Source organism: Streptomyces sp. NBC_00259 (genome assembly GCF_036181745.1).
Taxonomy (GTDB): Bacteria; Actinomycetota; Actinomycetes; order Streptomycetales; family Streptomycetaceae; genus Streptomyces; species Streptomyces pratisoli.
In genome coordinates, this window is record NZ_CP108080.1 from 2969796 (window position 1) to 2983105 (window position 13310).

A 13310-nucleotide genomic window follows, 5' to 3' on the forward strand; every position below is an offset into this window, starting at 1 on the left:
GAGTTTTCTCGCCAATTTTCCACTGCTGTACGCACTTCCCCCACTGAACGGAGAGGAGGGAGCGCAGGCGAGACCGGACGCTTGCCGTCGGACCGGGCCCCCTAAACCCGGACCGAGCGCCCCCAACCACGTTGCACCCGGACCATGAATGTAGCGCACACCGTCGACGGGCGGCCCGGCTATCGGCAGTTGCTCCCCATGAGTGACCGGTCGGTTTCGGGCAGCCAGCTACCTGCGGGGATTTTCAGCCAATCTTCAGCTGTGGCGAGTTGCGCCGCCGCCGTGCGCAGGGCGTCCAGACCGGGATGCGTGATGCCCCGGCGCCACACCAACGAGATGGGCGACAACGGTACGGGGTCGACCAGCGGGCGTACGACCATCCCCGGCACCGTCAGGAACTCCGTGCTCGCCAGCACCGACCACCCCTGTTTGCGCACCACACGGACGAACTCCTCCTGCCCGGCGATCTCCGGGAAGGGGTCGGCCATGACGATGCCGCGGCCCGTGAAGAGCCGGGCGGCCAGGTCCGTCCACTCGGCGGTGGCCGCGTTGCCCGCGCCCGCGTAGAGGGTCTCGCCCGCCAGGGCGTCCAGCGGCACCTCCGTCAGCGATGCGAGCGGATGGTCGTCCCGCAGCAGTACGGCCATGCGTTCGTACCGCACAGGCTGATGAGCCAGATCGGCGCGGAGCGACGGATCGAGCCCGGCCACTCTGCCGCAGGACACATCGAGCCGCCCTGCGACCATCTCCGCGGCCGCGCCGGTGAGACCGCTGAGGTAGCGGGCGACGAACTCCAGGCCGGGGGCGGCCTGCCGGACGTGGTTCAGCACCCGGTAGGCCGTCCCCACCGGCGCGCCGACATCGAAGAGCAGCGGCCGGTCCGTCTCCGCGAAGGCCGCGGCGAGCGCGTCCTGGGCGTCGAGGATCCGGCGCGCGTGCGGCAGCAGCCGTTCGCCGTCGGCCGTGAGCGTCACCTGCCGGGTGGTCCTTACGAACAGCTCGGTGCCCAACTCCCGCTCCAGCCGACGGATGTCACGGCTGAGCGCCTGCTGGGCCACGTACAGCCGGGCGGCGGCGCGGGTGAAGTGCAGCTCGGCGGCGACGGCGGCGAAGGCGCGGAGCAGCCGGGGTTCGAGGTCCTGGGGCACGCACGAGAATTTACAACAGAGGTGTGTCAATGGGCTCCGAACAGGTGTTGGACCGCTGTGGGTGCGCGCGGCGAGCCTTGGTCCATGCCGCAATCGACCTCACCACGGATGACCACGTCGGGCGGGACGCTGGTCCTGGCCCCCGCACACCAGGAGCCCGGATCCGGGCGCCCGCCGGGCCCGTACGCCCGCCTCTTCCACATCCCCGGCGCCCGCGCCTTCACCGCGGGGAACCTCATCGCCCGTCTTCCCATGGGCATGTTCAGCGTGAGCGCCGTGATCATGATCGCCGGGGAGCGCGGCTCGTACGCCCTCGCCGGGGCCGTCACCGCGACCGGGCTGGCCGCGACCGCCGTCGTCGCCCCCTGGACCGCGCGGCTCGTCGACCGGTACGGCCAGGCCCGGGTCGCCGTCCCCGCGACCGTGCTCGCGGTGCTCGGCTCGCTCGCGCTGCTGCTGTGCGTCCGGCACGGGGCGCCGGACTGGACGCTGTTCGCCGCGTACGCCGCGACCGCCACCACCCCCAACACGGGCGGGATGTCTCGGGCCCGCTGGGCCCATCTGCTGAAGGACGACCCCGCGGCCCGGCACACCGCGAACTCCTTCGAGCAGGCCGCCGACGAGCTGTGTTTCATGCTGGGCCCGGTGCTCGCGGCCGTGCTCTGCGCGGCGTTCTTCCCGGAGGCCGGCACGCTGGCCGGTGCGGCGCTGCTGCTGACGGGGGTGCTGCTGTTCGCGGCCCAGCGCTCCACCGAGCCGCCGGTCTCCTCCCGCGCGTCCCGGGGACGCTCCCCGCTGCGCACCCCCACAATGGCCGCGATGCTCGCCGTCTTCCTGGCCACCGGCGCGGTCTTCGGCTCGATGGAGGTCGTCACCATCGCCTACGCGGACGGCCCGGAGGCCGGTGTCGTGCTGGCCCTGCAGGCCGCCGGATCCTGCCTGGCGGGCCTCGCGTACGGCAGGGCCCACCGCACCGCCCGGCTGCGCACCTGTCTGGCCGCGATGACGGCCCTGATGACCCTGCCGTTCCTGGCGGCGACCATCACGGGCTCCCTGCTCGCCGTCGCGGGCGCCCTGCTGGTCGCGGGCATGGCGACGGCCCCGACGATGGTGACGGGCATGACCACGATCCAGCGCCTCACCCCCGAGGGCCGGCTGAACGAGGGCATGACCCTGGCCGTCACCGCACTGCTCGGCGGCATCGCGGCGGGCTCGGCGACGGGCGGCTGGACGGTCGAGCACGCGGGCCCGGCCCTCGGCTACGCGATCCCGGCCGCCGCGGCGGGCCTGGCGCTGCTGCTGTCGCTGGTGCCGGCCCGGGTGGGGGCAGGCATGACGAAGGCCCGGCTGTCGTGACAGCCGGGCCTTCGCCCACATGGGGTTTCGGTGATCCCGGGGCATGCCCCGGGGTCTCCGGTGGTGGAGATGGCGGGAATCGAACCCGCGTCCAACGGTGCGGAATCAGGGCTTCTCCGTGTGCAGTCCGCTGCGATTTTCTCGGCCCCGGAGATCACGCGGACAAGTCTCCGACGGGCTCAGTCACTGTTTGATTTCCCTCCAGGCCCCGTGACCGGGTCTAGAGGTTTAGTTCCCTAGCTGATGCCAGGATCCGGGTCGGGAACAGCCCCGGGCTGACACTTCGCAAGTCGCTACTTAGGCAGCGAGGGCGAAGGAATCGCGCTTGGTATTGGCGATTATTGGTTGCGACATATGGTTTACGAGATCATTGCCGCTTCCTCGACACGCTTCCCCTGCTTCGACAGCCGTTGTCGAAACCGATCATCCCCATGTTGTGTTTTCAATCGTGCGTGCCCCCTCTGGGAGGGCAAGTGCCATCGTACGTGACGGACGCACGCGCGTGCCAGCCTATTACCCCGGACGCAGGGGCAGGTCAGGCGCGCTGGCGGCGGCGGACCGCCGACATCGCGCGGTCCGTCTCGCGGCGGTCCTGCTTCTCCCGCAGGGTCTGACGCTTGTCGTACTCCTTCTTGCCCTTGGCGAGCGCGATCTCCACCTTGGCCCGGCCGTCCTTGAAGTACAGCGCCAGGGGCACGATCGTGTGGCCGGTCTCCTGGGACTTGGACTCCAGCTTGTCGATCTCCTCCCGGTGCATGAGGAGCTTCCGCTTGCGCCGGGCGCTGTGGTTGGTCCAGGTGCCCTGGCTGTACTCCGGTACGTGCACGTTGTGCAGCCAGGCCTCGTGGTCGTCGATCTGGACGAACCCGTCCGCGAGCGACGCCCGCCCCTGGCGCAGCGACTTCACCTCGGTGCCCATCAGCACGAGCCCGCACTCGTAGGTGTCGAGGATGTGGTAGTCGTGCCGCGCCTTCTTGTTCTGCGCGATCAGCTTGCGCCCTTTTTCCTTAGCCATAGTGCGGCCATTTTCGCACTACGACCCGGTGCCGAGGCCACTCAATACTGTCTGGGCCCGTTCCTCGGCCCGCCCGCTCACCGCGAGGTCCGGTGTGATGCCCCGACCGTCGACGTCATGCCCCGACGGGGTGCGGTAGTGACCGACGGTGAGCTCCGCCACGGAGCCGTCGGGCAGCCGCTCCGGCATCTGCACCGAGCCCTTGCCGAAGGTGCGCGCACCCACCGTGATCGCGCGGCCACGGTCCTTGAGGGCGCCGGTGACCAGCTCGGCCGCGCTCATCGTGCCGCCGTCGACCAGGGCCACGACGGGCCGCTCGGTGTCCCCGCCCGGCCGTGCGTACAGGGCCTTCTGCTCCCCGCGCACGTCGTACGTGGCGACCAGTCCGCCGTCCAGGAAGGCGGAGGCCGTGGTCACGGCCTCGGAGACCAGTCCGCCACTGTTGCCCCGCAGGTCCAGCAGGACCCCGGCGCCCGCCGGGGCCGCCTGCACCGCCTGCCTCACCCGCTCTCCGGTGCCCTTGGTGAAGGCGGCGACCTTGATCATCACTGCCGGGCCGGCGAGGTCACGTACGGTGACGACCTCGGTGGCGAGCCGGGCCCTGCGCACGGTCTCGTTCCAGGCGCGGTCGCCGCGCTGCAGCCCCAGCACGACGGACGAGCCGGTCGTGGCGCCCTTGCCGTCGCCGCGCAGCAGCGCGACGACCTCGCTGACCGGGCGGCCGTCTATGGCGGCGCCGTCGATGGTCCGCAGCTGGTCGCCGGGCCGGATGCCGGCCCTGTCGGCGGGCCCGCCGCGCTGCACCCGGGACACCTCGGCCCGGCCGTCCGCGCCGCGCTTCGCCCACAGCCCGACGCCCGTGTACGAGCCGTCGAGGGCACGCTCGAACTCCTCGTACTCACTCGCGTCGTACACGGCGCCCCAGCGGTCCCCGCTGCGGCTCACGACCTCCTCGGCCGCCTTGGCGCCGGACTTGCCGTCGGCCATGGCCTCGGCGGCGGCCCGGGCGACCTCGTCGCGGTCGACGGTCGCGGCCGCCGCGCGCACCCGGGGCGCGGCCGGCTCGTCCTCCCCCCGGGGCAGCAGCCCGGTGGCGGAGGCGGTGGCGAGGACGCCCGCGAACACCAAGGTGAGGGCCGCCCCGTGGCGGAGTCCACGGGACATCATGGGTGGTTCGGGGCCCAACATGGCGCCCACTCTAGGACAAGCGAAGGGCGCCGTAGGGCTGTTGACCCGTACGGCGCCCGGGGCGCTCGTCACACCTTCAGGTACTTGCGCAATGCGATGAAAGCGGCCAAGGAGGGCATCAGCAGCCCGATCACCAGGACCAGGGGAAGTACCGCTATCACGGCGTCCCAGCCGATGAAGTTGACCAACGGCATCTTCTCTGCCAGCGCGAGACCGCCGTCGACGAGGAAGTACCGGCCGATCAGCAGCAGCACACAGGCGACCGCGCCACCCAGCAGACCGGCGAAGGCGGCCTCCATGATGAACGGCATCTGGATGTAGAAGCTGGACGCGCCGACGAGCCGCATGATGCCCGTCTCACGCCGACGGCTGAACGCCGAGACGCGCACCGTGTTGACGATCAGCATCAGCGCGATGACCAGCATGAGTCCCATGATGAAGAGCGCGGCGATGTTCATGCCCCGCATCATGTTGAACAGGTTCTCCAGGATGCCGCGCTGGTCCTGGACGGACTGCACCCCGTCACGACCGGCGAAGGCGGTCGCCACGACCTGGTACTTCTCCGGATCCTTCAGCTTGACCCGGAACGACTCCTGCATCTGGTCCGGCGTGATCACCGTGGCGATGGCGGTGTCGCTGTACTGCTCGCGGTAGTGCTTGTAGGCCTCGTCGGCCGACTCGTGATGGACCTTCTCGACGATGTCCATCTTGCCGAGATCGGCCTCGATCTCTTCCTTCTGCTGCGCGGTGACAGCGCCCTTCGAGCACTTGTCGTCCGTCTCCGCGTCGTTCTTGTTGCAGAGGTAGATGGAGACGTTGACCTTGTCGTACCAGAAGTCCTTCATCGTGCTGACCTGTTCACGCATGAGCAGGGCGCCACCGAAGAGGGCGAGCGACAGGGCCACGGAGACGATGACCGCGAAGGTCATCGTCAGATTGCGGCGGAGACCGACTCCGATCTCCGACAGTACGAACTGGGCGCGCATGGCGAGTGTTTCAGCCTTTCCTGTGCCTGCCTGTAGCTGCTGCCTGTGCGCCGGGCGGCTGCCGAGAGCCGGCCGCCCGGCGCCCGGCCGCTCAGTGCTGGTAGCCGTAGACGCCGCGCGCCTGGTCGCGTACGAGCCGGCCCTGTTCGAGCTCGATGACGCGCTTGCGCATCTGGTCGACGATGTTCTGGTCGTGGGTCGCCATCACCACCGTGGTGCCGGTCCTGTTGATCCGGTCCAGCAGCTTCATGATGCCGACGGAGGTCTGCGGGTCGAGGTTTCCGGTCGGCTCGTCCGCGATCAGCAGCATCGGGCGGTTGACGAACGCACGGGCGATCGCCACACGCTGCTGCTCACCACCGGACAGCTCACCGGGCATCCGGTCCTCCTTGCCGCCGAGACCGACGAGGTCGAGGACCTGGGGAACCGCCTTGCGGATCTCGCCGCGCGGCTTGCCGATGACCTCCTGCGCGAAGGCCACGTTCTCGGCGACGGTCTTGTTGGGCAGCAGACGGAAGTCCTGGAAGACGGTTCCGAGCTGCCGGCGCATCTGCGGCACCTTCCAGTTGGACAGGCGCGCGAGGTCCTTGCCCAGGACGTGCACCATGCCATGGCTGGCGCGCTCCTCGCGCAGGAGCAGCCGCAGGAAGGTCGACTTGCCGGAACCGGACGAGCCCACGAGGAAGACGAACTCCCCCTTCTCGATCTCCAGGGAGACGTCACGCAGGGCTGGGCGGTTCTGCTTGGGATAGCTCTTGGAGACGTTGTCGAATCGGATCACGGGTGCACCACGGTCGGCCGGGAGTATGTGTGCGTGACCTTACGCGAATGGGCATGGCGCGTGCAGTCGCCGCCCGGAGTTGCGCAATTTGTCCGATTGGCGTTCGGCTCGTAAGCCTCTCGGAACGGGCGTAATCCGACGGGGCGCGCCGAAACGCGCGAGAACTGGCACAGTGGTATCGGGAACGGATGCGTTTCCTGGAGCGTTGCGCGGAGAGAACGGACTGTGCCGGCGACTCCGCCGCGCGGGAGGAGGAGAGCGCATGACCTATGACCGACTGGTGTGCGCCAACTGCGCGGCTCCGGTCGCCCAGGGCCGCTGTCCCGTCTGCCGGGCGAATCGCGAGCGCCTGCAGCAGGAGGGCCCCTTCGCGGGCCTGAACCCGGCGATGCTGGTGGCACTGCTGGTGGTCCTCGTGGCGGCGCTGGCGCTGCTGGCGCACCAGACCGCGTAGGTCCGAGCGATCCGGCCTGGATTCCCGCACGAACGGAGCACAAGGGCCCGGGATGCCGTGAGGCAGCCCGGGCCCTTGTCACATGCTGTTACGCGCTGATCACACCGCGGCGCGGCCGCCGCCGACGAGGCGCGGCAGCATCCGGAAGCCGATACCACCGGCGATCATCGTCGCGGCACCGAGCAGCAGGAACGTGGTCTCGGCGGCGCCGGTCTCAGCCAGCTCCTCCTTGGCCTGACCCTGCTCGACCGGCTTCGAGCCGGCGGCGTCGGTGTCCGTGTTGTCGGCGCACTCGGCACCGTCGACGTCGACGGTGCAACCACCGGCGTCGCCGCCGGTCGATCCACCGGTCGAACCGCCGGTCGCCGCGGCGCCACCGGTGGTGGAGCCACCCTGGTCGCCGCCGGTGTTGCCACCGTTGCCGTTGCCGTTGTTGCCGTTACCGCCGGTGTTGCCACCGTTGCCGTTGCCGCCGTTGTTGCCGTTACCGCCGGTGGTCGTGGTGCCACCGTCGGTCGTGGTGCCACCGTCGGTCGTGGTCCCGCCGTCGGTCGTCGTGCCACCGTCGGTCGTCGTGCCACCGTCCGTGGTGGTCCCGCCGTCGGTCGTGGTGCCACCGTCGGTCGTGGTGCCACCGTCCGTGGTGGTCCCGCCGTCGGTCGTGGTGCCACCGTCGGTCGTGGTCCCGCCGTCGGTCGTGGTGCCACCGTCCGTGGTGGTCCCGCCGTCCGTGGTCGTGCCACCATCGGTCGAGCCAAGGATGGTGGTGCCACCATCGTCCTCGCCCTCACGGATCCCGAGGCCGACATCGACCCCGTTCTCGTCGACCTCGGCGCTCGCGCTGACGCCGCCAACACCAACATCAATACCGACGGCCTGGGCGGCGCCCGCGGCGGTCAGGGACGCGCCGGCGACGATCACCGCGCTGGCGGCTATCCGCACGACGCGAACACGCGTCTTCTTGGTCATCTGCTGCTACCCCCAGTAGCTAATTCGTCTGTAGTGCAGCGTCCGGGGCTGCAGCCACCGAGGGTCGCGCTTCCGCTTGCCCCGTTGCTCACACGCGCCCCATAGATACGCATGCCGCGCGCCAGCCTTCCCACTTTCCACGGACACGTCAAGGTCGTTGCGCGTGCGATGCCCGAAATAAGGGCAGTTGACCGAGGTACGGGCATGCAACTGTGACGTAAACCCGGAACTGGCGCCCCACCAGCGGCAGTTCCCTTGTCGACAAAGCGAGCTGGCACCCGGCATTCCGCTTGCGTCAGCGAATCGACAAGGGCTGTCGTCGCGCTCCGCAAAGCCTCCATGGACCGGAGACCTACGTGACTCCGCACTTCCTCTGGGCGTCGATCTGATCGCGCGTCATGACCTTGCCCTCCCACGTCACGTACTCATCGTCGGCGAGTTGAGCACCCCGCACCTCGGCGAGATCGATGGGACTGTCGCGCGCATCCTCGGCATGGCCATCCACGACCACTTGGGCATCGACGAAGAACTCGTCAGGCAGTCGGCCGACGAGGGGCTTCTCCACGTCCGTGAAGCTCCGGGCGCTTCCTATGAAGAACACGCCGTCCCTCACCTCGGCGGAGGCGGGACGCCTGGCACTCCACTTCGTCTCGAAGAAGTCGTCGACTCCGTCGGCCTGCCCCTCTCCTTCGGAACTCACGTAAACGGTGGCGCCGACCACCTCTTCGGACGGGCACCTCGGGTAGGAGATCACCACTTCCCCGCCCTCCAACCGGGCACCAAAATCCGGCGGGTCGGGCGCTTGCAGCGTGCACGCCGAGACCTCGACTGCCATGGCCAACGCGCAGGCCGTCGGTACCGCGCCGTCTCGCCTCAACGAGAACCCCCATCCGCACAACTGGGGCATCTTCGTGCTTTTTCTCGCACCGCGACCGCCCCACCCGGAAAGGCATCCTTGTGCATCTCGCCCAGCACTTCACCCCGGAAGGCCGGATCGTTGGGCGACTGAGACCGCGCCGGGCCGAGCACGCGAACGGCGCCGGACCCCGAAGGGCCCGGCGCCGTCGTGTGCGCGAAATGCGGGTTACTTCTCCTGCTGCTTGCGCCAGCGGATGCCCGCCTCGAGGAAGCCGTCGATCTCGCCGTCCAGCACCGACTGCGGGTTGCCGACCTCGAACTCCGTACGGAGGTCCTTGACCATCTGGTACGGGTGGAGGACGTACGAACGCATCTGGTTGCCCCAGGAGCTGCCGCCGTCGCCCTTGAGGGCGTCCATCCTGGCCCGCTCCTCCTGGCGCTGACGCTCCAGGAGCTTCGCCTGGAGGACGTTCATCGCGCTCGCCTTGTTCTGGATCTGGGAGCGCTCGTTCTGGCAGGAGACCACGATGCCGGTCGGAACGTGGGTGATACGGACCGCGGAGTCCGTCGTGTTGACACCCTGGCCGCCCGGGCCCGACGCGCGGTAGACGTCCACACGCAGATCGGACTCGTCGATCTCGACGTGGTCGGACTGCTCGACGACCGGGAGGATCTCGACGCCCGCGAAGGACGTCTGGCGACGGCCCTGGTTGTCGAAGGGGGAGATGCGGACCAGGCGGTGCGTGCCCTGCTCCACCGAGAGCGTGCCGTAGGCGTACGGCGCCTTGACGACGAAGGTGGTCGACTTGATGCCGGCCTCCTCCGCGTACGACGTCTCGTAGATCTCCGTGCCGTAGCCGTGCCGCTCGGCCCAGCGCAGATACATGCGCTGGAGCTGCTCGGCGAAGTCGGCGGCGTCGACGCCACCGGCCTCGGCCCGGATGTTGACCAGCGCCTCGCGCTCGTCGTACTCGCCGGAGAGGAGGGTGCGGACCTCCATCTCGTCCAGCGCCTTCCGGACGGACTGCAGCTCGGCCTCGGCCTCGACGCGGGTGTCCGGGTCGTCCTCGGCCTCGGCGAGCTCGAAGAGCACTTCGAGGTCGTCGATCCGCCCGCGCAGCGCCTCCGCCTTGCGGACCTCGGCCTGCAGGTGCGAGAGCTTGCTGGTGATCTTCTGCGCCGCCTCGGGGTCGTCCCACAGGGACGGCGCGGCCGCCTGCTCCTCGAGCACGGCGATGTCTGCCCTCAGCCTGTCGAGGTCCAGGACGGCCTCGATCGACCCCATGGTCGAGGAGAGGGACTTCAGCTCTTCGGATACATCGACGACTGCCACGCGTCCAAGGGTAACGGCATCACGCGACACGCCCTCGCGCCTGTGGACGACCAGGAGGGCACCGAGGGGTGCCCGGAGGGCTCCCAGGGAGCTCCTAGGGCTGTGCGGGGGCCGACTGCTTGGAGTCCTGGGGCGGTACGGAGCCGTCGTCGCCGCTCGTCGCGAGCCAGCCGCCGACGCCCACCGCCGCGGCCAGTACCAGACCCGCGACACCGAACGTGATGCGGCGTCTGCGGACCGCGTCGGCCTTGTGGCGGGCCGAGCCGGGGCGGCGCTGGCCGGGGCTGCGCGGGGCGCGGGCCGTGCCGCGCGCGCCGCCCGCGAGCTCGTCGGGGCCCGGGACGCGCATGGAGGTGTGGGTGTCCCGGTTGGAGTCCGTGGCGGAGCCGCGGACTAGCGGGACGGCGCCGCGGCGGCGCGGTTCCTCGGGCAGCGTGGCGTACTCGGGCTCCTCGTACGCCTCCGAGGTCTCCCCGGCGTCCGGCTCGTCCACGTCGAGCGGGGGCAGCCCCGCGAGCAGCGGCAGCAGGTCGTGCAGCCGGGCGGCGAGTTCGGAGGCGCGCAGCCGGGACGCGGGCGCCTTGGCCAGGCACTGGACGATCAGCTGCCACAGCTCGTCCGGGATGCCGGGGAGCGGGACGACGGTCTCGGTGACATGGCGGCGCAGTACGGCGCCGGGGTGGCCGCCGCCGAACGGGGTGAAGCCGGCGAGCAGCTCGTACAGCACCGTCGCGAGGGCGTAGATGTCGACGGCGGCGCGCGGCGGGAGGCCCTCGACGATCTCCGGGGCCAGGTAGTCCGGCGTACCGATGATCTTGGTGGCCCGGGTGCGGCGCGGCGTGTCGATCAGCTTGGCGACGCCGAAGTCGGTCAGCAGGGCCGGGTGGGCTCCGCCGGGGCCGAGCGGGCCCTCCATGTCCAGGAGGATGTTCTCCGGCTTGACGTCGCGGTGGACGACGCCGGCGGCATGGGCCGCGGCGAGTCCCTCGGCGACATCCGCGACGACCGCGACGGCGGCCTCGGGGGCGAGCCGGCGCTCGCGGTCGAGGCGGGTGCGCAGGTCGGTGCCGCGGACCAGGTCCATGACCAGGGCGAGGTCGTTGCCGTCCACGACGAGGTCACGGACGCCGACGACCCGGGGGTGGTCGAGTCCGAGGAGGGCCGTGCGCTCCTGGACGAAACGTCCGACCAGTTCCTGGTCGGAGGCGAGGTCCTCGCGCAACAGCTTGATGGCGACGGGGCCTTCCGGCCCTTCTCCGAGCCACACAGTGCCCGCGCTGCCCCGGCCCAGGATCTGGTGGGCCGAGTACCGGCTGCCGATATTCCGTGCCAAGACTGCTCCCTCAGCGGCTGGCGTTGCGCATCAAACTACGCGGCTGTCGGGGTGCCTCGTGCCCCGGATGGCGCCAACCGTCACTTCTGCGGGGCTTTTTCCCCCGCAGAAGTCGACATAACGACAGAGTGATCGCCCGTGGTGGGCGATCGGCTCCTACTGACCCGTGCCGGTACCGGCACCCGCACCGGTTCCGGTACCCGGGTCGGGGGTGCTGCCACCGATCTCCGAGATCCAGTTGCTCACGCTCGACACCGCGTCGCCGATGGCCTGCCAGTAGCTCTTGCCCTGGGCGATCCAGTCCTGGAGCGGCGTCAGCTCCCAGACCAGCCAGCCCGCGACGAACAGCAGGACCAGCGTGAAGAGACAGCCCTTGAGGCAGCCGAGACCCGGAATCCGCATCCGGTTGGCGCTCCGCTGCCGCGGCTCGCGCTGCGGACGCGGCGCCGGCTGCTGGGGCGGCGGCTGCGGCGGGGCGTACTGCTGGCGCTGGGGCGGCTGGGGCGCGTACTGCTGCTGCTGCGGCGGTGCGTACGGCTGGGGCTGGCGTCCCTGCGGCGGCTGCTGACGCTGCTGGGGGTGGGGCTGCTGGTACGGAGCCTGCGGCGCCGGCCGGCGCTGCGGACGGCGCCGCAGCGGGTCCTGGCCAGGGTCGAGGTACTGCACCTGCGTCTGCTCGTTGCGGTCGCGGGCCGCCTGCAGCTGGGACTGCCACGGGTGCGGGCCCTCGGGCTGCGGCTGACCGTCCGGACGCGGCGGTACGGGCGGCATGACCGCGGTCGGGTCGGCGGCGCCGGGGCCGGGGCCGCCGGACTGCTGCATCACGCTGGTCGCCGCGTTCGGGTCGTAGCCGCCGATGCCCGCGCCCGCACCGTACGAGGTGGCGCCGCTCGGCAGCACCTGGGTGGGGTCGGCCGCGCCGGGCATGCCGGGAACGGTGGCGGGCGACGGATCGGGCGCGAGGAGCGCGCCGACGCCCTCCGCCGCCTCGATCTGCGCGGGCGTGGAGTGGACCCCGATGCCGGCGGCGACGACACGCAGGCCGCGGGCGAGGTTCTCGGCGCTCGGCCGGTCGCTCGGCTCCTTGCGCAGACAGCGCTCGATGACCGTCCACAGCGGGCCGGGGACGGTCGAGGGGCGGCGGGGCTCCTCGCTGAGGTGCCGGTGGAGCACTTCGAGTGCGGTACCGCCGGCGAACGGCGGACGGCCGGTGACCAGCTCGTACAGCATGATCCCGGCGCCGTAGACATCGACGGCCGAGGTCTGCGGACGGCCCTCGGCGGACTCGGGCGCGACATAGGCGGGGGTGCCGACGAACTCGTGCGTACGGGTCAGGCCCGGGGAGTCGGCGAGGCGCGCGATACCGAAGTCGGTGAGCATCGGGTGCATCTCGCCGTCGCGCTCGGCCAGCAGCACGTTGGCGGGCTTGAGGTCGCGGTGGACCACGCCGTCGGCGTGGCTGGCGGCGAGCGCATCCGCGATCTGGGCGGTGAGGAGGGAGGCCGCGACCGGGCTGAAGGGCCCGTTGTCCCGGATGTAGCGGTGCAGGTCGGGGCCGTCGACGAGATCCATGACGAGGGCGAGGACGTCGCCCTCGACGACCAGGTCGCGGGTGCGCACGATGTTCGGGTGAGTGAGGCGGAGCAGGACGGACCGCTCGCGCAGGAAGCGCATCACGATGTCCGCGTCGTTCGCGAGCTCCTCCTTGAGGACCTTGATCGCGACGGTCTCGCCGGGCTGGCCGGGCACGGCTGCCTCGGCGCCCGCGGTCTCACGCTGGCGGGCTCGCCAGACGGTGCCCGTGGCGCCGCGCCCGAGCGGCTCCTCGAGCAGGTATTTGCTGCCTACCGGCCGCACGTCATGCGCTCCCTGCTGATCGTGTCGGATCG

General features: G+C 70.6%; 12 protein-coding genes and 1 other RNA gene. 2 read left to right on the top strand and 11 right to left on the bottom strand.

Annotation, left to right across the window (positions count from 1 at the left end; genetic code table 11):
* Positions 1-179: 179 nt before the first annotated feature.
* Complete coding sequence (locus OG766_RS13305) at positions 180-1148, bottom strand: LysR family transcriptional regulator (RefSeq protein ID WP_266373728.1); 969 nt, start codon at positions 1146-1148, stop codon at positions 180-182.
* Positions 1149-1256: 108 nt separating this feature from the next.
* Here OG766_RS13305 and OG766_RS13310 point away from each other — a divergent pair, with 108 nt between their 5' ends.
* Positions 1257-2504 carry an MFS transporter gene (locus tag OG766_RS13310; protein WP_266377947.1) on the top strand — a complete coding sequence of 416 codons (1248 nt, stop codon included), beginning with the start codon at positions 1257-1259 and terminating at the stop codon, positions 2502-2504.
* 61 nt (positions 2505-2565) lie between these two features.
* Here the strand turns inward: OG766_RS13310 and ssrA are convergent.
* The 5 genes from ssrA to ftsE form a co-directional block, all read right to left on the bottom strand.
* Positions 2566-2935: a transfer-messenger RNA gene (ssrA, locus tag OG766_RS13315) on the bottom strand.
* A gap of 104 nt (positions 2936-3039) precedes the next feature.
* Entirely contained in the window at positions 3040-3519 is a 480-nt protein-coding gene (gene smpB / locus OG766_RS13320) for an SsrA-binding protein SmpB (RefSeq protein WP_266373726.1), read from the bottom strand.
* 18 nt (positions 3520-3537) lie between these two features.
* On the bottom strand, positions 3538-4707 hold the full coding sequence (locus OG766_RS13325; protein WP_328725409.1) for a S41 family peptidase: 1170 nt from the start codon (positions 4705-4707) through the stop codon (positions 3538-3540).
* 68 nt (positions 4708-4775) lie between these two features.
* Complete coding sequence (gene ftsX, locus OG766_RS13330) at positions 4776-5693, bottom strand: permease-like cell division protein FtsX (protein ID WP_266373720.1); 918 nt, start codon at positions 5691-5693, stop codon at positions 4776-4778.
* 91 nt (positions 5694-5784) lie between these two features.
* Positions 5785-6474, bottom strand: coding sequence for a cell division ATP-binding protein FtsE (gene ftsE, locus OG766_RS13335; RefSeq protein ID WP_266373717.1), 690 nt, complete (start codon positions 6472-6474; stop codon positions 5785-5787).
* A 262-nt stretch (positions 6475-6736) separates the two neighbouring features.
* Here ftsE and OG766_RS13340 point away from each other — a divergent pair, with 262 nt between their 5' ends.
* Positions 6737-6928, top strand: a complete 192-nt coding sequence (locus OG766_RS13340; protein ID WP_266373714.1) for a hypothetical protein — start codon at positions 6737-6739, stop codon at positions 6926-6928.
* 99 nt (positions 6929-7027) lie between these two features.
* Here the strand turns inward: OG766_RS13340 and OG766_RS13345 are convergent, their stop codons facing one another.
* From OG766_RS13345 to OG766_RS13365, 5 genes are all read right to left on the bottom strand, one after another.
* Complete coding sequence (locus tag OG766_RS13345) at positions 7028-7897, bottom strand: hypothetical protein (protein ID WP_328725411.1); 870 nt, start codon at positions 7895-7897, stop codon at positions 7028-7030.
* Between the two features lie 352 nt (positions 7898-8249).
* On the bottom strand, positions 8250-8732 hold the full coding sequence (locus OG766_RS13350; protein ID WP_328725412.1) for a hypothetical protein: 483 nt from the start codon (positions 8730-8732) through the stop codon (positions 8250-8252).
* A 249-nt stretch (positions 8733-8981) separates the two neighbouring features.
* Positions 8982-10088, bottom strand: coding sequence for a peptide chain release factor 2 (prfB, locus tag OG766_RS13355; RefSeq protein WP_266373708.1), 1107 nt, complete (start codon positions 10086-10088; stop codon positions 8982-8984).
* A 94-nt stretch (positions 10089-10182) separates the two neighbouring features.
* Positions 10183-11421, bottom strand: a complete 1239-nt coding sequence (locus OG766_RS13360; protein ID WP_266373706.1) for a serine/threonine-protein kinase — start codon at positions 11419-11421, stop codon at positions 10183-10185.
* 156 nt (positions 11422-11577) lie between these two features.
* Positions 11578-13278, bottom strand: coding sequence for a serine/threonine-protein kinase (locus OG766_RS13365; protein WP_328725413.1), 1701 nt, complete (start codon positions 13276-13278; stop codon positions 11578-11580).
* Between the last annotated feature and the right edge of the window lie 32 nt (positions 13279-13310).